Below are 20,362 nucleotides of genomic sequence, written 5' to 3' on the forward strand. Positions count from 1 at the left end.
GTTGAAGTTGCTGCTGTCAAAGATCAAGATCGGGGGGGAAATGCTCCAACCTGTTGGCCCCGTCACCGTCACCGTCTTGATCCCGCTCGGATCCTGGGCTAGCTTGACGTTGATAGTTTTGACGGAGCTGGCAGTCGCATTGGGAATCGAGGTAGGCGAAACCACAATCAAAGACGCAGGTGTCGGAGTTGGGGTAGGAGCTGGAGTCGGAGTTGGAGCTGGAGTCGGAGTTGGAGCCGGCGGCGGAGGTGGAGGAGGTGGAGGAGGCACAGGCACCACAGAGCTGGCACTGTCTCCGCCACAGCCTGTCAAGATCAGGGGCAGAAGCACCACGGCAGACGCCAAGGTTAGAGAACCAAGTGACTTCAACAGCCACATATGCGTTTTTCCGTTCATTTTTCTCCTCTTAACCAAAAAAGTAGGGTTCGGCTGAACACTTCCCTTAACTTACCCGATCAACCAACCCGAAGCAACTGAGAAGGCTAAGGGCTTGATACTCGGATGGGAGACGCACACACGCCTGTGTCAGCGGTTGCTCTGGTTACTCCGTAAATTATACAGTCAGATCCGCCCAACTTGGCAAGTCTTGCCATTTTTTTTCCAGGTGCAACCCAGGAGCTACAGGGATCCCTGCCAAGTCCAAGTTGAACAGAGAGGATTGCGGAAGAATGACCGGTGGGATCTGCGGCAGTTCTGCCATCGGAGCCGAGGTTCACCCTTCATGCAGACGCTGCGGGCTAACAGCCCTCTTGAGCAGCCAGAACCCTTACCCGGCAAGCTTTCCCGGATCCACCTGCAAAAAACCGGAAGATTTGCCTATTTCCTCACAAAAGGGTGCTTGATCTGGGGCAGAAGGGTGGCAGGATGAGGAGTGGATGTTTTTTCTGGAGACCCAACCAGGATGGCTACCTATAAGGTCACTCTGATCAACGAGGAGCAAGGCTTGAACGTCACCATCGATGTGCCGGACGATGAGTACATTTTGGACGTGGCGGAAGAGCAAGGGATCGAGCTGCCCTATTCCTGCCGCGCCGGTGCCTGTTCGACCTGTGCCGGCAAGCTGGTGAGCGGCACAGTGGATCAAAGCGATCAGTCCTTCCTGGACGATGATCAGATCGAGCAGGGCTATGTGCTGACCTGTGTGGCTTACCCTACTTCCGACTGCACCATCATCACCCACCAAGAAGAAGCCCTTTACTGATCGAGCTTGAATTTCCGTCCTCAACCCCAGCCCCTCTTCCAAAGAGAGAGGGGTTTTTGTTTTGGGTGGCCCAAGGGGGTGTTCGAGCGCTCCGCGCTGCTGAGGCCCTCACCCAGAGGGAGAGGAGCATGCCTCTAACCCCCAAAACCCTGAACTTTGCTGAATTTACTGAGCTTTAGGCGGTTTGGCAAAAGTCATTGAGAGGGATATAGTAGACCAAGTTTCCCCCTGATCCTTGAGTCCACCGCAACGGTTGCCGGGAAGTGAAGGGGGAAAGCGCTCGGGGGGTATTCCTCAGGGCTTTGCGGGATACCGCCTTCCTGCTTGGACTCCGTCCCGCTAACGCGAACAGAGATAGGCAGGATGCGATCGCTTCTTTCCTGAACCATGTTCAGGAGAGTTCAGCGTGAATGTATCAGAATTGGCAGTGGTAGGATTTCCTTATTCTGTAGTGCTTCAGCAACCATGACCCCTGAGCAAGAGCAGTGGCTGATTCAAGCCATCCAGGAGCTAAAAGCCTCCCAGAGAGAATTGCAAGCCTCCCAAAGAGAATTGCAGGCCGCTCAGCAGGAGCTGCGCCTTGTCCAACAAAACCAGCAGGTTTTGATTCAAGAGCTGCGGGAAGGGCAGGCGATGTTGGCGCAGTTCTTTCGCGAGTCAATGGATCGGTTTGATGAGCGCACCCGGGCTATTGAACGGCGCACGGAAGCTGTGGAACGGCGCACAGAAGCACTGGAACGGCGCACCGACCAGATGGCGGAAGAGATGAGGGAGATCCGGCAGGAGATTCGGGATCTGCGCCGCGATTTTTTGGAACGGCGTTAGCTTCCATCCAACCCTGGCCCAAGCGCTCACAGCCCCTTTCCCAGGGAGAAATGCAGGGTGATAGGATTTTTTTATTCTTCTGTAACCCTCGCCGACCATGACCCCTGAGCAAGAGCAGTGGCTGATTCGCGCCATCCAAGAGTTGCAAGCTGCCCAGCAGGAGCTGCGTCTTGTCCAACAAAACCAGCAGGTTTTGATTCAAGAGCTGCGGGAAGGACAGGCGATGCTGGCCCAGTTTTTTCGCGAGTCAATGGATCGGTTTGATGAGCGCACCCGGGCTATTGAACGGCGCACGGAAGCTGTGGAACGGCGCACAGAAGCACTGGAACGGCGCACCGACCAGATGGCGGAAGAGATGAGGGAGATCCGGCAAGAGATTCGGGATCTGCGCCGCGATTTTTTGGAACGGCGTTGACTGCCAACAGACCGAGCGCTCACAGCCCTGCTCCCAGAGGAAGAGAGGGGTTGTGCGAGATGACAAGGCTAGTATGGCAGCAAAGAGACTTTTGGCCGAGACGGTTTATGGCTTTGGCAATGGGATCCGTTTCTGCACCATCAAGAGCTCGCCTGAGTTTGGCGGAATACCTTGCTTATTCGGATGGCAGTGATACCCGCTATGAGCTGGTGGCAGGGGAGTTGGTGCCCATGGCTCTTCCAACCGGGCGGCATGTGCAGATTCAAAACTTTCTCAGCCGAGTTTTCGAGGCAGAGATTGCACGGCAGAAGTTGCCCTGGACAGCGATACAGGGGAGCCCAGGGATCCAGTCTCCGCGGGGCAATCGGTGGGCTACGGTGCGGATCCCGGATGTGGTGGTGCTGCCTCTGGAGCAGTGGCAGGAGATGGGATCCAGAGAGGCGTTGATTCGCCTGGAGGATCCGCCGCCGCTACTGGTGGTGGAGGTAGTCAGTGAGTCCAGCCGGGCAGCAGACTACCGGGCCAAGCAAGCAGAGTATTGCGTTTTGGGGATCGGCGAGTATTGGGTTGTGGATCCCTTGGAGGAGAAGGTGAGCCTGCTGCTGCTTCATGAAGGCTGGTACGATGTGCTGGAGCTGAAGGGATCCGATCCGGTATCCTCAAAGGTCTTTCCCAAGCTGGAGTTGCAGGCGGGGGAGATCTTGGCTGCGGATTCGGGTTATTCTGGTAAAGCTACGGGGAGTTAGCTCAGTTGGTAGAGCGCTGCGATCGCACCGCAGAGGTCAGGGATTCGAGTTCCCTACTCTCCATTGAGGTTTTGGATTTGGATCCCTTGCCCCCGATCCCTCTCCCAGGAGGAGAGAAGAGTTAGTGGTGGTAGGATTTCCTTATTCTGTAGTGTTTCAGTAACCATGACGCCCGAGCAAGAACAGTGGCTGATTCAAGCCATCCAAGAGTTGCAAGCCTCCCAAAGAGAGTTGCAAGCCTCCCAAAGAGAGTTGCAAGCCTCCCAAAGAGAGTTGCAAGCCTCCCAAAGAGAGCTGCAAGCCTCCCAAAAAGAATTGCAAGCTGCCCAGCAGGAGCTGCGTCTTGTCCAGCAAAACCAGCAGGTTTTGATTCAAGAGCTGCGGGAGGGACAGGCGATGCTGGCGCAGTTCTTTCGCGAGTCAATGGATCGGTTTGACGAGCGTACTCGGGCCATCGAACGCCGCACAGAAGCACTGGAACGGCGCACCGACCAGATGGCGGAGGAGATGAGAGAGATCCGGCAAGAGATTCGGGATCTGCGCCGCGATTTTTTGGAACGGCGGTAGCTTGGGCCCAAGCGCTCTGCGTTGCTAGTGTAACCATCCCCGGATCCTTCTCCCAGGAGGAGATTTAGGGTGGTAGGATTTCCTTGTTCTGTAGCGCCTTGGTAACCATGACACCTGAGCAAGAGCAGTGGCTGATTCGGGCCGTCCAGGAGTTGCAAGCTGCCCAGCAAAACCAGCAGGTTTTGATCCAAGAGCTGCGGGAAGGGCAGGCGATGCTGGCGCAGTTTTTCCGCGAGGCGCTGGATCGCTTTGACGAGCGCACCCGAGCCATTGAACGGCGCACCGAGGCTTTGGAACGGCGCACTGACGAGATGGCCCAAGAGATGCGGGAGATGCGGCAGGAGATTCGGGATCTGCGCCGCGACTTTTTGGAACGGCGGTAACTTGGGCCCAAGCGCTCTGCATTGCCGACGCCCTCACCCCCAGCCCCTCTCTCTCAGGGAGAGGGGAAATTGGCGGGATTTTGGGTAGGAAGGGATCCCACCTAGATTAATCTAGAGGAACTTTGTCTGGCCTCACCGGCATTTGCCCTTCCCCACGAGTTTGCCTATGTCTGTCATCCGTGCCCTCCACAGGCAGTTGGTAACCAAAGAGCGCTCTGCCGAAGAGATCGCCCGCGAGTACCTGGAGCGCCTGGCCCAACTGGAGCCGCAGCTCAAGAGCTTTATTACTGTGACCGAGGAACTGGCTCTGCAACAGGCCAGGGCGGTGGACGCCCGCATTCGGGCCGGGGAGGCGATCGGCCCTTTGGCCGGGATCCCGCTTGCCGTGAAAGACAACCTCTGCACCCAAGGGATCCGCACCACCTGCGCTTCCCGGATGCTGGAGGGGTTCATTCCCCCCTATGAATCAACGGTGACGGCGCGGCTGGCGGCTGCGGGCATGGTGACGGTGGGCAAGACCAACCTAGACGAGTTTGCCATGGGCAGCTCCACGGAAAACTCCGCCTTTCAGCGCACCGCCAATCCCTGGGATCTGACGCGGGTGCCAGGGGGATCCTCTGGGGGATCGGCGGCGGCGGTGGCTGCCGACCAAGCGGTGGTGGCCCTGGGCTCAGATACGGGGGGATCCATCCGCCAACCGGCAGCTTTTTGCGGGGTGGTGGGCCTCAAGCCCACCTACGGGCTGGTGTCTCGCTACGGGCTGGTGGCCTTTGCTTCGTCTTTGGATCAGGTGGGGCCGTTTGGGCGCACGGTGGAGGATGTGGCCTTGCTGCTGCAGGGGATCGCCGGCCATGACCCGATGGACTCCACCAGCTTAAAGGTGCGGATCCCGGACTACAGCCAAGCCCTGATCCCTGAGATCAAGGGGTTCAAAATCGGGGTGATCCGCGACTTGCTGGGGGAAGGATGCGGCGAGGAGACCCGCGCTGCCGTGCAAGCGGCCATTCAACATCTGCAGGAACTGGGGGCGGAGATCCTGGAGATCGACTGCCCCAGTTTTCGCTACGGCCTTGCCACCTACTACATCATCGCCCCTTCGGAAGCCTCTGCCAATTTGGCCCGCTACGACGGGGTGAAATACGGCCTGCGGGAACCTGCCGACTCGCTGCTGTCGATGTATGGCAAGACCCGCGCCCACGGCTTTGGGCCAGAAGTCAAGCGGCGCATCATGATCGGCACCTATGCCCTCTCCTCGGGGTACTACGACGCCTACTACCTCAAGGCTCAGAAGGTGCGCACCCTCATCAAGCAGGACTTCCTCAAGGCTTTCGAGAAGGTGGATGTGCTGGTCAGCCCCACCACCCCCACCCCAGCCTTCAAGCTCGGCGAGCGGGAGGATCCCCTCAGCATGTACCTCTGCGACCTGATGACGATCCCGGTGAACCTGGCGGGCTTGCCGGGGCTGAGCCTGCCCTGCGGGTTTGCCGATGGCCTGCCCATTGGCCTGCAAATTGTGGGCAATGCCCTACAGGAGAGCAAGGTGCTGCGGGTGGCCTATGCCTATGAGCAAAGCACCGACTGGCACAAGCGACGGCCGCCGCTGGGGCAGCCCTCAGTTAAAGAGGGCCAGGGATCCGATCCCGGCCAACCTCAAGCCAAGCGCAGATCCGGCAAAAGGAGCAAAAAATCCAAAAGCTGAGGCGGGAAGGGCGGCAACTAGGCCATGCCCATCTGGTTGGCCGCTGAAAAGCGTTCCATAAAGCGCAGGAAGCGATCCCACTCTGCCTCGGTTTCCATGTCGTAGGTCACTTCCAGGGCTTTGAATTCCCCGTTCAGGAACTTGGCCCTGATGTTGCGGGTGGTCAGCTCCCCTTCCTCATCGATCATCCGCATGCCGAGGATGTTTTGCGTATCGGATTTCAGCTCCTCGAAGCGGAAAATCGCGGATCCCCGGTTGCCGGTCTTGGATTTCAGCACCCGCACCTGGGTGGGCACCTCTTGAATGCCGGGGGAGAACTCGATACTGGCCATGATGTCCTAACCAAACCCAAAGATTTAAGCCATTATAACCGGCCCATCCCCGCGCCCTGCTCCAGAAAATCTCTCAGCTCCTGAGCCGCCATCTGCTCCAGGTGATGGCCGGCCTGCCGTTGGGCTTCTGCCACATCGGGGATCCGGTCGCACAGGGCGCCAACCCGAAGGGGAAGAGGCTGGGCTGCCAACCCAGCGCGCGCTGCCGGAGTCACCTGGCCACAGAGGATGAGCAGGGGTTTTTGGGCTTGGATAGCCTGCTCCAGCACGGCCCCCACCACCTTTCCCATCGTGCTTTGTTCGTCGAGGCAGCCCTCTCCGGTGACGACCAGATGGCAGCGGCGGATGCGCTCCGGCAGGGCCAATTGCCGCGCCAAGAGCTGGATCCCGGACTCCAGAGTGGCCTCCAAAAAAGCCACCAGACCTGCTCCTAAGCCGCCTGCGGCTCCGGCCCCTGGGATCCCGGCCACGGCCTGGCCCAAATCTCGCTCCACCACTTGAGCCCACTGCTGCAGCGCCTGCTCCAACTGCTGCACCTGGGAAGGGGTAGCCCCTTTCTGGGGCGCAAAGACGGCGGCGGCTCCCCACGGGCCGGTGAGGGGATTCTGCACATCGCACAGGCCGCGGACCCGTTTCCCCTGCCAGACAGGCTGTTCAGGGGACTCAATGCGCTGCAAACGGGCCAGCTCTCCCCCGCCCCAGCCGATGGGATCCCCAGCTCCATCCAACAGGCGATAGCCTAAGGCCTGCGCCATGCCCGCCCCTCCATCCACGGTGGCGGATCCCCCCAGACCTATCCAGATCTCAGCGATGGGATCGCGGCAGACGGCCCGCAACAGCTCTCCCAGGCCATAAGTGGTGGTGCGGGTGGGATCCCGCCGCTCCGGTGGCACCAAGGTCAGGCCGGCCACCTGGGCCAGCTCCAACAGGGCCAGCTCTCCTGCCACCCCGTACTCCGCCCAGACGGGATCCCCCAGGGGGCCGGTGACCCATAGGCCCTTCTTCTCTCCCCCCAGCGTCGGCAGCAATACCTCTAGGGTGCCCTCTCCCCCATCGGCCAAGGGGAGCCGCTCCACCTCGACTTCCGGCAGCACCTGTTGGATCCCATGGGCTATGTGCTCTGCCGCCGCCGTGGCTGTTAGGGATCCCTTAAAACTATCCGGGCAAACCAAAATCCGCCGCGGTGGGCTGCTGAACTGGGATCCCTTTGCCTGGAAACCCGCATCCAGCATGGAACCTCCTCGGCGGCGCTAAAAGGTGGATTGCAAGCCTAGCCCTCCTCCTCTGCTGGCGAAGGCTGATCCGCGCTGGCAGGCTGGGAGGCACTGCCCAAAGATTGCTCCAGGGCTAGGCGCTGCTCCATGACCCGCAGGAAATAGCCGCCCATCATCGCGCCGGAGAGCATTTTGGCCAAGCTCTCGCGGTTGGTGATGATCTGAACCCCGAATTGATCGGAGGGCAAGCTCCCCACCAAGCTGCGGATGTTGTGGCCCAAGATCTCCAGCACTTCTGGGGAAGAATTGCGGGCAATATCCTGAAAGACGCTGGGATCCTGAGATTGCAGGTATTGCCAGAGCCGGTTGTCGGGGCTCGGAGTTTGCACTGCCTCAAAACCAGGGATGAAGTTCAACGGGCTCGCCATGGAGTAACCAAGCTCCACAAACACAGCAGATGCAATCCCAACCGGGCCGCTCGGCCTGATCCCACAGACCTTTGCCGTTCCCGGAATTTGGGCTATCCCAAAGGTAACACCCCATCCTCACCCCCTCCGGTACGGGATCCCACCCTTCTGCGGCGGCAAATGCCGTACCTAAGTAACGGCCGGGGATCAAGCGCTGGCTTCTGAGGTCTCCTCCTCGGCAACCAAGGCAGCGGGTACCACTGTAACTCCCACAATGCTGTCTTCCGGATCCAGGCGCTGCACCAGCACCCCGGTCGCCTCGCGGGACTGGGTGGGAATAGCCTTGGCCAACTGGCGCATGACAATGCCCCTGGCGGTTACCAACAGGATCTCGTCTTCGGCATTGACGATGCGCAGGGCCGCCAGCTCGTCCGACGCTTGGCGGAACTTGGTGGCGATCACCCCCTTGCCGCCGCGGTTTTGCTGGCGGAAATTGTCGATGGCCGAGCGCTTGCCCCGCCCTTCTTTGGTGATCACCAGCACCCAAGGGTTAGCCAGCTTCTCCCCCTCTCGCTCGGCAGCCATCACCGATTCGGCAGAGATAATATCCATGCTGACGATGTCATCGCCGGCGTTGAGGGTAATGGCCCGCACGCCCCGGGTGGCCCGTCCCAGAGGGCGCAGTTGCTCGTCATCCGCCGGGAAGCGAATGGACATGCCTTGGCGGGTCGCCATGACCACATCATCGCTGGAGCGGGCGCGGCGCACCCAGCGCAGTTCGTCGTTTTCTTCCAGAGAGATGGCAATCAGGCCGTTGGAGCGTACATTGGCAAAGGCGCTGAGGGCCGTTTTTTTGATGTAGCCGCCGCGGGTGAGCATCACCAGATATTCGTCGTCGCTGAACTGGCTCACCGGCACCATGGACGTAACCCGCTCTTCCCGGGTGATCGGCAGCAACTGAACGATGGCGCTGCCGCGGGCGGCGCGGCTCCCCTGGGGGATCTGGTGGGCGGGCAGGGTATAGACTACGCCCCGATTGGTGAAAAAGAGGATGGTGTCGTGGCTGCGACAGGCAAAAAACTGTTCGATGGCATCGTCTTCTTTGATGCGGGCGCCGGCTTTGCCGCGGGTGGCTCGCCCCTGCACCTGGAACTCCTCAAGGCCCATGCGCTTGATATAGCCCTGCTCGGTTAGAAAGATAACCGTCTCCCGATTTTCGATCAGATCATCCGTTCCCAGCTCCCCATCCTCCAAACAGAGGCGGGAACGGCGCGGGCTGGCAAAGCGGGCTTTGAGCTGCTGCAGCTCTTCGCTGATGATCTGCATCACCCGTTCTCGGCGGGCCAGAATATCCCGCAGGTCGGCAATTTGCCTCACCAAGTCTTCGTGCTCGGCCTGAATTTTTTCCGCTTCCAGAGCAGTCAGGCGGCGCAGCTGCATCTGCAGGATCCCGTCGGCTTGGGCTTCACTCAGGCCCAACACCGCCTGCAATTCCTCTCGGGCTGTGGCGGTATCGGCGGCTCCCCGAATGAGTGCAATCACCCGATCCAACTGCCCCAAAGCCAAGAGATAGCCCTGCAGCAGGTGATCCCGCTCTTCGGCTTTTTGCAGCTCGTAGCGGGTGCGCCGCTCGATCACCTCTTCCCGAAAATCCAGAAAAGCCTGCAGCGCGTCCCGCAGGGTCAGGGTGCGCGGCTCGCCGTTGAGGATGGCCAGCATGTTGACCCCGAAGTTGGCCTGCAGGGGGGTTTGCTTGTAGAGGTTGTTGAGCACCACCTGCGGCTGGGCATCCCGCTTTAGCTCGATCACCACCCGCATGCCGCTGCGGTCGCTCTCGTCGCGGATGTCGGCAATGCCTTCCAGTTTTTTCTCGTTGACCAGCTCGGCGATCTTCTCGATCATGGCTGCCTTGTTGGTCTGGTAGGGCAGCTCGGTGATGATGATGGCATCCCGAACCGGTCGGCCCCGCTGCTCTATGGTTTCGACGGTGGCCACTCCGCGCAGGGTGATGGAGCCGCGCCCGGTGGTGTAGGCTTCGCGGATGCCCTCCTGGCCCATGATCAGCGCCCCGGTGGGGAAGTCGGGGGCCGGGATCCACTGCATCAACTCCAGGCTGGTCAGGTTGGGGTTGTGGATGAGGGCAATCAGGCCGTCCACCAATTCGCTCAAGTTGTGGGGCGGGATGTTGGTGGCCATGCCCACGGCGATGCCGGAAGAGCCGTTCAGGAGCAGCTGCGGGATCCGCGCCGGCAGCACCAGGGGTTCTTGCTGGGATCCGTCGTAGTTGCCGACAAAATCGACAGTGTTGGCGTCAATATCTTGGAGCAGGGCTTCTTGGGCAAAGGCAGTCAGCCGACACTCGGTATAGCGCATGGCTGCCGGCGGATCGTTGTCCACAGAGCCGAAGTTGCCATGCCCATCCACCAGCCGCTCCCGCATGGAGAAATCTTGAGCCATGCGCACCAGCGCATCATAGACGGCCTGATCCCCATGGGGATGGTATTTTCCAATTACATCCCCCACCACGCGGGCACACTTGCGGAAGGGGCGATCCGCCGTCAGGCCCAACTCGTGCATAGCGTAGAGAATGCGGCGGTGCACCGGCTTCAGGCCATCCCGCGCATCTGGCAAAGCCCTCCCGACGATCACGCTCATGGCGTATTCCAGGTAGGACTGCGACATCTCCCGCTGCAGGTCGGTGGAGATGATGCGCGCCGTCGATTCGTTGTCGCTCATGGGGTTGGGTTATCGTTGAGGGATCCCAGTCGGCCTTGGCGCAGTGGGTTCATGGAAGTTTATCGAGAAGCCAACCTTGGCCGTGGCAGAGTAAACTACCTGACCCTGACTGCTTCGCAGTACGGGGCGGGCTTTCGGTAGCCCTGCAGTTAGTAAACTAACCACGAGCCTCTGGGCTGGTTTACGGGCAGCCCCAATCGACCGTTACCAGTGCCCTAAACAGCCGTTTCTGGTGTCCGCAGAATTATTGTAGCATTCCTCCCGACACTGACCCTACGGGTACAGTGCGGGGCTCCTGCGCTAGTAAGCTGAAGGTGATTGAATTGAGCAGAAAGCTTTTGTATTCCCAGTCTACCATTCGCCCTTTGTGAAGGCCGGCTGACTTCCAGTAGGAGAGGCTCGGTGGTTCATCGGCGGCCCTCCCTACAGCCTCATGGATCGAGATTTACAGGTGGGCCAAGCGGAGCTGATCATTACCCTGACCGGCATCGACGACACCTTTTCCCAAACCATCCATGCTCGCCACTCCTACTTGGCCGATGAGATTCTCTGGAACCACCGATTTGCCGATATTCTCCACCTGGACAGCAATGGGCATCGCTATGTGGACTACTCTCACTTTCACACCACTCTGCCAGCTTGAGCCCCATGCCTCACTCTGAGTGGGATCCAGATAGGGATCCCTGAGGAAAATCATAGAAGAAAACCTATCATCTAGCGTGATCCCTATAGTAACGTTCAATGATAGGCTGCCCATAGCGTGGAGGGCTTTGGGGCATGCTGAGCCAAGCGAAAGAACAACAGTCCGGCGGCAAGAGATTTCTGGATTGGCACCGACGTCTGAGCCTAGACAACTGGCGCGGGGATCTCTTCGGCGGGCTGACGACAGCGATTGTTTCCTTGCCGATGGCCTTGGCCTTTGGGGTGGCTTCGGGGGCAGGGCCGGTGGCGGGCTTGTACGGAGCAGTGTGTGTGGGCTTTTTTGCGGCTCTGTTTGGGGGTACGCCCACGCTCATCTCCGAACCCACCGGGCCGATGACTGTGATGATGACGGCAGTGGTTGCTAATGTTACAGCCCGCTATCCGGAGCAGGGGCTGGGGCCGGCCTTCACCGTGGTGATGCTGGGGGGCTTATTTCAGATCCTGTTTGGATCCCTGAAACTGGGCAAGTACATCACCCTCATGCCCTACAGCGTTATCTCCGGCTTTATGTCCGGGATCGGCTGGATCATGATTTTGCTGCAGATCCCGCCGCTGCTGGGCCACGCCAGCCAGGGGGGAGTGATTGGGGCGGTGCAGAACCTGCCGACCTACTTGCTCAACCTCAAGATGCCAGAGCTGGGGCTGGGGCTGCTGACGCTTGCTATCCTTTTTGGCTATCCCAAGCCCTGGCGACGGGTGGTGCCGCCGCAGTTGGTGGCTTTGCTCGTGGGCACGCTGGCGGCCAGCTTGTTTATGGCCGATTGGGATTTGCGGCGCATTGGCCCCATCCCCACCGGTTTGCCGCAGTTGCAGTGGCCGCAGTTGCCCTTTGCTTCTCTAGCTAACCTGGTGCTGGATGGGGTGGTGCTGGGGATGCTGGGCTGCATCGACACCCTCTTGACGGCAGTCATTGCCGATAACCTCACCCGCACCCGCCACGACTCCGACCAAGAGCTGATCGGGCAGGGGATCGCCAATATTGTCTCTGGCTTCCTGGGGGGCTTACCGGGAGCCGGCGCCACCATGGGCACAGTGGTGAACATCCAGTCGGGGGGACGTACCCCTCTGGCGGGCGTCACCCGCGCCCTCATTCTGTTGATGGTGGTGCTGTTTGCCGCTCCCCTCACGCAAGGGATCCCAATGGCGGTGCTGGCAGGGATCGCCTTTAAGGTGGGGGTGGATATCCTCGACTGGAGCTTCCTCAAGCGGGCCCACCGCCTTTCCCTCAAAGGGGCAGCCATCATGTACGGAGTGATGTTCATGACGGTGTTTGTGGATCTCATCGCTGCAGTGGGAGTGGGAGTGTTTGTGGCCAACTTGCTCACCATTCAACGCCTCAGCGAGATCCACTCCGAAGAGGTGAAAGCCATTACCGATGCCGATGATGCGGTGGATCTCACTCCCCGTGAGAGGGAATTGCTGCGCCAGGGATGCGGGCAGGTGTTGCTGTTTTACCTGAGCGGGCCGATGATCTTCGGGGTTTCCCAAGCCATTTCCCGCCAACATCAGGCGGTGGCCTCCTGCCAAGCGCTGGTGGTGGATCTATCAGATGTGCCGATGCTGGGAGTTTCGGCGACGCTATCCTTGGAAAATGCCATCCGCGAGGCCCTGGATCGGGGCAAACAGGTGTGGATTGTTGGGGCCAAGGGCCGGATCCGGCAGCGCCTAGAAAGCCTGCATCTGCCACTGTCCCCAGAGCGGTTTGTGGACAGCCGTGAGGTGGCTTTGGCCGAGGCTGTTGCCCAGTTGGGCTTGCCGCTCGAGGCCAGTCCCCTGGTTTGAGTAACCCCAATTGGCCTGAGCCACAAAGCTGCGGGATCCGTTTGCCAGATCTAGGTTAAGTCTGAGTCTATGCAATGGAAGGGTCGGGTCGCCTACTTGGCAACCATGCATCGCAAAGAGCAGGTCATCGGCCCTCTCTTGGCCGAACATTTGGGGATCCAAGTTCAAGTAGTAGCTTTCGACACCGACCAACTGGGCACCTTCTCGCGGGAGCGGCCCCGACCGGGGGATCCCATCCACACTCTGCGCCTGAAGATTGCAAGGGCTTTGCAGGATCATCCTGAAGCTCTGGGCTTGGCCAGCGAGGGATCCTTTGGCCCCCACCCCCAGATCCCTTGGATCCCTTGGAATCAGGAGTGGGTCATGCTCAGGGTTTTTGAACCCGGCGCGGAGCCCTTGGAGCTGGTCGGCTATGCAGAGAGCACCCAAACCAATTTCAGCCATCGCTGGGTGCAGAGCTGGGCAGAAGCGCTGGACTTTGCCCAAAGGGCGGGTTTTCCCCAGCATGCCCTGATTGCCCTCGACCGGCCAGAAAAGCCTCAGGTCATCCACAAAGGAATCCAAGATGAAGAGACCCTGAAGCAGGTGGTGGGGGAGATGCTGGCTCGGCAGGGTGGCCTGCATCTGGAAACCGACATGCGGGCCATGTGCAACCCAACCCGGCTCCAGGTTATCGCAGCCGCCACCCAAAACCTAATCGCCAAAGCCCAAAGCCTGTGCCCGGCCTGCGGCACTCCTGGCTACTGGCGGATCCGCTCGGTCTCTGGACTGCCCTGCGGCCAATGTGGCGCCCCCACCCCCGTGGCCAAGGCTTGGGTATATGGCTGTGCTCGCTGTTCCCACACCCACACCGAGCCTGTGGCAGAGCCCTGGGCGGATCCCGCTCAGTGTGCTTTCTGTAATCCCTAGCCTTGTCTTGAGCCCGACCTCAGGCTCTCCAGAGCCGGCATTGTCATCCCCGCAGAGGAGTTGTAGTCGTTTCAGGTTAGGGTGAGACACCTGGGCTATAGAGAAAAAGCCCTTCGCTGTATGCACTCAACGTTTCAGACGTGGGTGCAGTGTCCTAGTCTGAATCGAAATGACCATAAAGGAAGGTTTGAACCAAAAAAGGGATCCACTGCAGTGGATCCCCTAACCAGCTATGAACCTGCAAAAGAGGTCAACTCATCAGAAGTTGAACACAGCCCGCAGAGCACCTACACCAATGGTTGGGTCGTTGTCCCCAGGTAGAGCACCATTGGGGTTGCTCACAAAGTAGGCCGCCGGGGTAAGGGTGAGGTACTCGTTCACCGGGAAGCTGTAGTAAACATCCACAATGAACGGGCGGGTATCCCAAACTCCTTCGTTTTTGGTGGTCACAATTGGCTGGCCAAAAACCACACCCCCTTGAGCACCCTCAATGAACAGATCTGGGAAGGCGAAGCCAAACAGGAATCCGTTAAAATCTTCATCACCCGGATCGATGGTGCCAGCCGGTACCACATTGGGCAAGTTGTAATCCACATTGCCAGCAGTAAACCAGCCAGATACGATGACGCGGGGGGTAATCTCCCAGTTGGCAGCCACAGAAAAGGCGTTCACCCGTGCAGAGGTGGACACATTGGTTACTCTCAGAGGGCCACGGAAAAGAGCTGTACCGTTGGCCAAGAACTCAGGGCCATCGTTTGCCGTCTGCAGATAGGTACTGGCAAACTGCAGGTAAATCTCTAGATTTTCATTCGGCAGGAAGCCCAGCTCCACCGCGTGGGCGCTATCGCTACCGGTTATACCGCTGTCGCCGAAGCCCTTGCCCAAAGCTTGAGCGTTCCTGGTGCTGTAGCTGTAGGCCAAGCGCAGTTGATCGGAGAGGCGGTAGCGGAAGCCAAACAGAGCTCCACCTGGCACATCCGCCGTGGAGTTGGGAGCATCAGCAAAGTCGGAGAGAGCTTCGAAGGGTGTGCTGTAGTTGAATACATCGAACACACCTGAGCCAACGATACCCGTGTAGATGGTAGCTGCTCGGTTGAAAGCTGGGAATTGGTAGATCAGCTTGGCCAGGGTGAAAGTGCCGCCGCCACGGCCGCCAAACTCAAGGCCGGGATCCCCATCAAAGAACTCAGTCACAGCATCGCGAGCTTGGAGACGAATGCGCAGGCGATCGCGACCCACAAAAGAAGCATCGAAGTTCAAGCGTACCCGATAGGGAAGAGTCATGTTGGCTTGGTTTTGCTCTGCTACTACCCTCCCATCAACAACTCTGTCTTCCGTGAGAGCGCTGCCTACAACAGCGGCGATGACTTGGGCATTCAACTTGGTAACCGGGTTGAAGACCTTCCCTTTCAAATCAGTAACATCGGCTTCCAGGGCATCCACCCGCCCGCGCAGGGCTGCCAGCTCAGCAGCAAATTCCTCTTGCAAGCGCTGCAGAGTGGCCAAGTCTTCCTTGGAGACTTTGTCGGCCAAACCGGCTGCAATCAACTCATTGATGCGATCCAGGCAGGCGTTCATACCAGCGGCAAACTCAAAGCGAGTCATAGCCCGGTTACCGCGGAAGGTGCGGTCGGGGTAGCCGGCAATACAACCGTAGCGCTCCACCAAGGATTGCAGGGCTTGGAAGGCCCAGTCGGTGGGCTGCACATCCGAAAGCTCAGAGATGGAGGTGACCGGCCCGGTAGCTTGGGCATAAGCCACTCCAGGGGTCAGGATCGCTGCTGCGCCCAGGGTGCCGGCCAGCAGCGTTTTCCAGTAGTTCGCGTGTTTCACGGGCATGTTTCTCTCCTTGTTCTTTTCCTCACACCTTTTTGGCTGTAGGGATGTCTTCTAGAGGTAACCAATTGCCTAACTCAAGAACAAGTCTGGCAACTGCGGACTTCGGTGAAGACATGATGTGGAGATTATGATACTGCCGAAGTCCACATCCTCTTGCTGTCCGGTCTGCCCTACAGTTAATGCGGTGTCCCCACATCTGTGGCCAAGACATGGGTATCTGTTCCCGCCATTCTCACACCTACACCGAGCCTGTGGCAAAGACCTGGGCAGATCTCACGCAGTGCGCTTTTTGTAGCCCATGGCCTCGTCTTAAGCTCAACCTCAAGCTCTTCAATGCCAGCATCCTTATCCCCACAGAGGAGTTGATTATTCTTATTTAATGAAGAGATCCACCGTAGTGGATCCCTGCCTGGCAATTTGGCTGTAAGCGTGAGGAGCTAGGAACTAGAAAGTAAACACAGCTCGCAAAGCCCCCACGCCAATGGTTGGGTCGTTGTCTCCGGGTCTGCCGCCATTGGGGTTGCTCACAAAGTAGGCAGCAGGCGTTAGAGTAATGTACTCGTTGACCGGGAAGCTGTAGTAGACGTCCACAACGAAGGGGCGAGTATCCCACACTCCGTCGTTGTCGGCAGTCACAATTGGCTGGCCAAACACAATCCCGCCTTTGGCACCCTCCACGAAGAGGTCGGGGAAAACAAAGCCAAGGAGGAGACCGTTAAAGTCTTCCTCTCCCGGATCAACAGTACCAGCCGGTACCACATTGGGCAGGTTGTAATCCACATTGCCAGCCGTAAACCAGCCAGACAAGGTAATGCGAGGGCTGATCTCCCAGTTGGCTGCGAACGTAAAAGCATTCACCCGTGCAGAGACATCTACCCGAGTTCCTCTTACCGGTCCACGGAAGAGACTTTTACCCGTGGCCAGGAAGGTGGGGCCGTCGTTCGCCTGCTGCAGGTAGGTGGAAGCAAATTGGAGGTAGAACTCCAGACCCTTTGTCGGCAAGAAGCCCAGCTCAACGACGTGGGCGCTATCATCACCTGTCAAGCCACTGTCGCCAAAGCCTCTCCCCAAGGCTTGCCCTCTTCTGGTGCTGTAGGCGTAGGCTAAACGAAACTGGTCACTCAGGCGATAGCGGAAGCCAAATAGGGTTCCGCTGGGCACATCTGCCGTAGATTTGGGAGGATCGGCAAACTTCGACAGGGCATCAAAGGGCGTGCTGTACTGCAGAACGCTCCCCACTCCCGTACCCGTAATGCCCGTGTAGATAGTAGCAGCGCGGTCGAAAGCAGGGAATTGATAAACCAGCTGGGCCAGGGTGAAAGTGCCACCGCCACCACCGCCAAAGCCAAGGCCGGGATCCCCATCAAAGAACTCAGTCACAGCATCGCGAGCTTGGAGACGAATGCGCAGGCGATCGCGACCCACAAAAGAAGCATCGAAGTTCAAGCGTACCCGATAGGGAAGAGTCATGTTGGCTTGGTTTTGCTCTGCTACTACCCTCCCATCAACAACTCTGTCTTCCGTGAGAGCGCTGCCTACAACAGCGGCGATGACTTGGGCATTCAACTTGGTAACCGGGTTGAAGACCTTCCCTTTCAAATCAGTAACATCGGCTTCCAGGGCATCCACCCGCCCGCGCAGGGCTGCCAGCTCAGCAGCAAATTCCTCTTGCAAGCGCTGCAGAGTGGCCAAGTCTTCCTTGGAGACTTTGTCGGCCAAACCGGCTGCAATCAACTCATTGATGCGATCCAGGCAGGCGTTCATACCAGCGGCAAACTCAAAGCGAGTCATAGCCCGGTTACCGCGGAAGGTGCGGTCGGGGTAGCCGGCAATACAACCGTAGCGCTCCACCAAGGATTGCAGGGCTTGGAAGGCCCAGTCGGTGGGCTGCACATCCGAAAGCTCAGAGATGGAGGTGACCGGCCCGGTAGCTTGGGCATAAGCCACTCCAGGGGTCAGGATCGCTGCTGCACCCAGAGTGCCGGCCAGCAGCGTTTTCCAGTAGTTCGCGTGTTTCGCGGGCATGTTTCTCTCCTTGTTCTTTTCCTCACACCTTTTTGGCTGTAGGGATGTCCTCATAGAAGCGACAAACTGCCTACCTCAACAACGAGCCTGGCAATCGCGGACTCTGGGAAGACATGATACAGCCGAAGTCCACATCGTCTACCACTTTACACACTTTCTGCGCGAGACTCAATGCGAGACCCAACTGCGGTAGATGATCGAGGCTCGATATCCACTACTCTACCTCAGGGATCCGGCTCTGGCTAGCGGGTGTATCTCAAACTGAGACAGAGCTCTCAAGCTGCAAGCTCCGGTGGGGATGGGCGGTACCGGACTCGAACCAGTGACATCCTGCTTGTAAGGCAGGCGCTCTACCGCTGAGCTAACCGCCCCTGAAGGATCCCAGTCCACCGAGTTTAGCATTCCCAAGGGACTATTTCCCCATGCCCAGGCTTTGCGCCTTCTGGTACACCTTCCCCTCTGTGAGCAGGGAAGGGGCAATGCAGATCTCCACCTGCTGCATTTCTCGAAGATTGGCAGCCCCCAAGGTGGCCATGCTGGTGCGCAGGGCGCCCAAGAGGTTGTGGGTACCGTCGTCCAGGCGGGCGGGGCCGCGCAAGATTTCTTCCAAGGTGCCGGTGGATCCCACGCGGATGCGGGTGCCGCGGGGCAAGATGGGGCTGGGGGTAGCCATGCCCCAATGAAAGCCGCGACCGGGGGCCTCATAGGCGCGGGCCAGGGGGGATCCGATCATCACTGCATCGGCTCCACAAGCGATGGCCTTGCAAATGTCGCCACCGGTCACCAATCCCCCATCGGCAATCACAGGGACATAGGCGCCGGTTTCCGCCAAAAACTGCTCCCGTGCAGCGGCACAGTCGGCAATCGCTGTAGCCTGCGGCACTCCCACCCCCAACACGCCTCGGGAAGTACAGGCAGCGCCAGGGCCGATCCCCACCAAGACACCGGCAGCTCCGGCCTGCATCAGCTCCAGAGCGACATCGTAGGTAACGCAGTTGCCCACCACAACAGGAATGGACATCGACCGGCAAAATTGGGCCAGATCCAGCAGTTCCATGCCTTCGGGAACCTTGTGGTGAACGGAAACCACCGTGGCCTGGACGAAAAACAGATCCCCCCCGGCTTCAGCCACCAGGGGGCCGTATTGGGCGGCGTGGGCGGGCACACTGCTGGCTGCTGCAATGGCGCCACCGGCCTTGATTTGGCGGATGCGCTCTTGAATCAGATCCGGCTTTACAGGTTCGCTGTAGAGGCGCTGCATCAGAGGCACAAACTCGTCTTTGCCCACCGACGCGATCTGAGCCAAAACCTCATCGGGATCGGCGTAGCGGGTTTGGATGCCATCCAGGTTCAACACCCCGAAGGCCCCCAGCTCCGAGAGCAAAATGGCCATTCGCACATCCACCACGCCGTCCATAGCGCTGGCGATGATGGGGATTTGCCGTTGGATCCCTCCCAGGGTGAAGTGGGTATCCACCAGGCTGGGATCCAGCGTTCGTCTGCCTGGGGCCAGCGCGATTTCATCCAGCCCGTAAGCGCGTCTTGCCTGCCGATTGCGGCCCAGTTGCACGTCCATTTTTCCCCTGTTCTGCGGATCCTTGTTCTTATCATGCCGCCAAGGGGGGATCCAAGGCCAGCGAGAGTCTTGTTCTCTTGGCTGCGATCCCGGAGCGGGTCTCAATCAGCCTCAGAGGTTCGAGGGGGCAAGGGCGTGAAAATGTGCCCTTCTTGCAGGTTGCCGAAACTGCGGCAGCGCTCGGATCCCCAGCGGAACCCGTAGAGGGCGATGTAAGCACACATCAAGGCATCCACTTGATCTTCGTAGTTTTTGAGCCGACGGCTCTTGAGGGATCCCACCTCCACTTGAAGCAGCTCCTCGTGGCCCTGGAGAGCCGGGTCAGCGGCAGCCAGAGAGCGCAGATGATGCTGGTAAAGTTGCCAAGCTTGTTGCCGTTCCGGCCAGGTGCGTCGAGGGCGGGCCTTGTATTTTAGAGTGCGGCTGAGGCCAAAGAGGCTTACCAAGGCGCTGTGGGGGAAGACCTCGGTCACTTGGCGGGTAAGTTTTCCTCGCTCGATGCTGGCCTGCTCCCGAAAGCCATAACTGGCTAGGGCTTGCACCAAGGCTTCCCCTCTCACCTGGCCGTTTTTTTCTAGAAGCCGGCGGTTGGCCGGGTGGGCCCCGGCTGCATAGGCGCGAAACACCCGGTTCAGTTCGGCCTCGGCCCGCCGTTGTCCTGTGAGGTTGGGAACCCGCAAGGGCGCATCCACCGCCACCAAGCAGGGATCTTCGCCCGCCTGAGCTTGAATATAGTCCAGGATCTCCTCATCCGTTTGGAGAATGCGGCTATCGACCAGATGGCCTGTCAAGTTCTGCCTGCCGGGATCCCCGAGCTGGACTCGCAGCGTGGCCAGACCGGAAGGGTTGCGGGGCGACCAAGCCAGATCCAGGCCAATGCAAATCAACTGAGCCACACCGCCTTCCCCTTCTCTTCAAGTTGGACAGAATCAGAGTCGTTATCAAAAAACCAGTTTGAGGCAGTTCCCGATTGCATGGCTCCGGCGCCCTCACCCCCAGACCCT

20 protein-coding genes and 2 tRNA genes are annotated in these 20,362 nt (G+C 59.2%); 12 read left to right on the forward strand and 10 right to left on the reverse strand.

The window, feature by feature from the left end; translation table 11 throughout:
- The first annotated feature begins 1 nt into the window (after position 1).
- The gene (locus tag ACVWZF_RS01930; protein ID WP_457410691.1) at positions 2 to 433 is read left to right on the forward strand and encodes a hypothetical protein; all 432 of its coding nucleotides are present in this window, start codon (positions 2 to 4) and stop codon (positions 431 to 433) included.
- Between the two features lie 120 nt (positions 434 to 553).
- On the opposite strand, the gene ACVWZF_RS01935 is transcribed toward ACVWZF_RS01930, so the two are convergent.
- Complete coding sequence (locus ACVWZF_RS01935) at positions 554 to 700, reverse strand: hypothetical protein (RefSeq protein ID WP_011430273.1); 147 nt, start codon at positions 698 to 700, stop codon at positions 554 to 556.
- 201 nt (positions 701 to 901) lie between these two features.
- Between ACVWZF_RS01935 and ACVWZF_RS01940 the strand changes: the two genes are divergently transcribed.
- From ACVWZF_RS01940 to gatA, 8 genes are all read left to right on the forward strand, one after another.
- Positions 902 to 1,201: a ferredoxin gene (locus ACVWZF_RS01940; RefSeq protein ID WP_011433206.1), complete on the forward strand. Its 300-nt coding sequence runs from the start codon at positions 902 to 904 to the stop codon at positions 1,199 to 1,201.
- 465 nt (positions 1,202 to 1,666) lie between these two features.
- Positions 1,667 to 2,026: a hypothetical protein gene (locus ACVWZF_RS01945; RefSeq protein ID WP_041436507.1), complete on the forward strand. Its 360-nt coding sequence runs from the start codon at positions 1,667 to 1,669 to the stop codon at positions 2,024 to 2,026.
- A gap of 97 nt (positions 2,027 to 2,123) precedes the next feature.
- Complete coding sequence (locus ACVWZF_RS01950; RefSeq protein WP_011433208.1) at positions 2,124 to 2,441, forward strand: hypothetical protein; 318 nt, start codon at positions 2,124 to 2,126, stop codon at positions 2,439 to 2,441.
- A gap of 59 nt (positions 2,442 to 2,500) precedes the next feature.
- Positions 2,501 to 3,187 carry a Uma2 family endonuclease gene (locus ACVWZF_RS01955; protein WP_011433209.1) on the forward strand — a complete coding sequence of 229 codons (687 nt, stop codon included), beginning with the start codon at positions 2,501 to 2,503 and terminating at the stop codon, positions 3,185 to 3,187.
- Positions 3,178 to 3,250: transfer RNA gene (locus ACVWZF_RS01960), tRNA-Ala, on the forward strand. Before ACVWZF_RS01955 ends, ACVWZF_RS01960 begins: the two co-directional genes overlap by 10 nt.
- A 102-nt stretch (positions 3,251 to 3,352) precedes the next feature.
- On the forward strand, positions 3,353 to 3,754 hold the full coding sequence (locus ACVWZF_RS01965; RefSeq protein ID WP_071818165.1) for a hypothetical protein: 402 nt from the start codon (positions 3,353 to 3,355) through the stop codon (positions 3,752 to 3,754).
- Positions 3,755 to 3,861: 107 nt separating this feature from the next.
- Positions 3,862 to 4,137 (forward strand): hypothetical protein, encoded by a 276-nt coding sequence (locus ACVWZF_RS01970; protein ID WP_011433211.1) that lies wholly within the window; start codon positions 3,862 to 3,864, stop codon positions 4,135 to 4,137.
- Between the two features lie 166 nt (positions 4,138 to 4,303).
- Positions 4,304 to 5,836: an Asp-tRNA(Asn)/Glu-tRNA(Gln) amidotransferase subunit GatA gene (gatA, locus tag ACVWZF_RS01975; protein ID WP_457394393.1), complete on the forward strand. Its 1,533-nt coding sequence runs from the start codon at positions 4,304 to 4,306 to the stop codon at positions 5,834 to 5,836.
- 17 nt (positions 5,837 to 5,853) lie between these two features.
- Here gatA and psb28 read toward each other — a convergent pair whose 3' ends face one another.
- From psb28 to gyrA, 4 genes are all read right to left on the reverse strand, one after another.
- Complete coding sequence (psb28, locus tag ACVWZF_RS01980) at positions 5,854 to 6,168, reverse strand: photosystem II reaction center protein Psb28 (protein WP_414414133.1); 315 nt, start codon at positions 6,166 to 6,168, stop codon at positions 5,854 to 5,856.
- 32 nt (positions 6,169 to 6,200) lie between these two features.
- A complete protein-coding gene (locus ACVWZF_RS01985) occupies positions 6,201 to 7,400 on the reverse strand; it encodes a glycerate kinase family protein (RefSeq protein ID WP_457410692.1) in 1,200 nt (399 codons plus the stop codon).
- Positions 7,401 to 7,438: 38 nt separating this feature from the next.
- Complete coding sequence (locus ACVWZF_RS01990; RefSeq protein WP_011433215.1) at positions 7,439 to 7,810, reverse strand: DUF760 domain-containing protein; 372 nt, start codon at positions 7,808 to 7,810, stop codon at positions 7,439 to 7,441.
- Between the two features lie 186 nt (positions 7,811 to 7,996).
- Positions 7,997 to 10,525 carry a DNA gyrase subunit A gene (gyrA, locus tag ACVWZF_RS01995; protein WP_414330543.1) on the reverse strand — a complete coding sequence of 843 codons (2,529 nt, stop codon included), beginning with the start codon at positions 10,523 to 10,525 and terminating at the stop codon, positions 7,997 to 7,999.
- A 409-nt stretch (positions 10,526 to 10,934) separates the two neighbouring features.
- Here gyrA and ACVWZF_RS02000 point away from each other — a divergent pair, with 409 nt between their 5' ends.
- The 3 genes from ACVWZF_RS02000 (at position 10,935) to ACVWZF_RS02010 (ending at position 13,918) form a co-directional block, all read left to right on the forward strand.
- Entirely contained in the window at positions 10,935 to 11,168 is a 234-nt protein-coding gene (locus ACVWZF_RS02000; protein WP_457387301.1) for a hypothetical protein, read from the forward strand.
- 134 nt (positions 11,169 to 11,302) lie between these two features.
- A complete protein-coding gene (locus tag ACVWZF_RS02005) occupies positions 11,303 to 13,009 on the forward strand; it encodes a SulP family inorganic anion transporter (protein WP_457394400.1) in 1,707 nt (568 codons plus the stop codon).
- Between the two features lie 69 nt (positions 13,010 to 13,078).
- Complete coding sequence (locus ACVWZF_RS02010; protein WP_457394403.1) at positions 13,079 to 13,918, forward strand: DUF6671 family protein; 840 nt, start codon at positions 13,079 to 13,081, stop codon at positions 13,916 to 13,918.
- A gap of 258 nt (positions 13,919 to 14,176) precedes the next feature.
- Here the strand turns inward: ACVWZF_RS02010 and ACVWZF_RS02015 are convergent, their stop codons facing one another.
- The 5 genes from ACVWZF_RS02015 to ACVWZF_RS02035 form a co-directional block, all read right to left on the reverse strand.
- Positions 14,177 to 15,757: an iron uptake porin gene (locus ACVWZF_RS02015; RefSeq protein WP_011433220.1), complete on the reverse strand. Its 1,581-nt coding sequence runs from the start codon at positions 15,755 to 15,757 to the stop codon at positions 14,177 to 14,179.
- A gap of 444 nt (positions 15,758 to 16,201) precedes the next feature.
- On the reverse strand, positions 16,202 to 17,782 hold the full coding sequence (locus tag ACVWZF_RS02020; RefSeq protein WP_457410693.1) for an iron uptake porin: 1,581 nt from the start codon (positions 17,780 to 17,782) through the stop codon (positions 16,202 to 16,204).
- Positions 17,783 to 18,081: 299 nt separating this feature from the next.
- A tRNA-Val gene (locus ACVWZF_RS02025) sits at positions 18,082 to 18,153 on the reverse strand.
- 41 nt (positions 18,154 to 18,194) lie between these two features.
- Entirely contained in the window at positions 18,195 to 19,358 is a 1,164-nt protein-coding gene (locus ACVWZF_RS02030) for a GuaB3 family IMP dehydrogenase-related protein (RefSeq protein ID WP_011433222.1), read from the reverse strand.
- Positions 19,359 to 19,459: 101 nt separating this feature from the next.
- Positions 19,460 to 20,254, reverse strand: a complete 795-nt coding sequence (locus ACVWZF_RS02035; RefSeq protein ID WP_041436511.1) for a DUF429 domain-containing protein — start codon at positions 20,252 to 20,254, stop codon at positions 19,460 to 19,462.
- Between the last annotated feature and the right edge of the window lie 108 nt (positions 20,255 to 20,362).

The organism is Thermostichus sp. OS-CIW-30 (assembly GCF_054060215.1).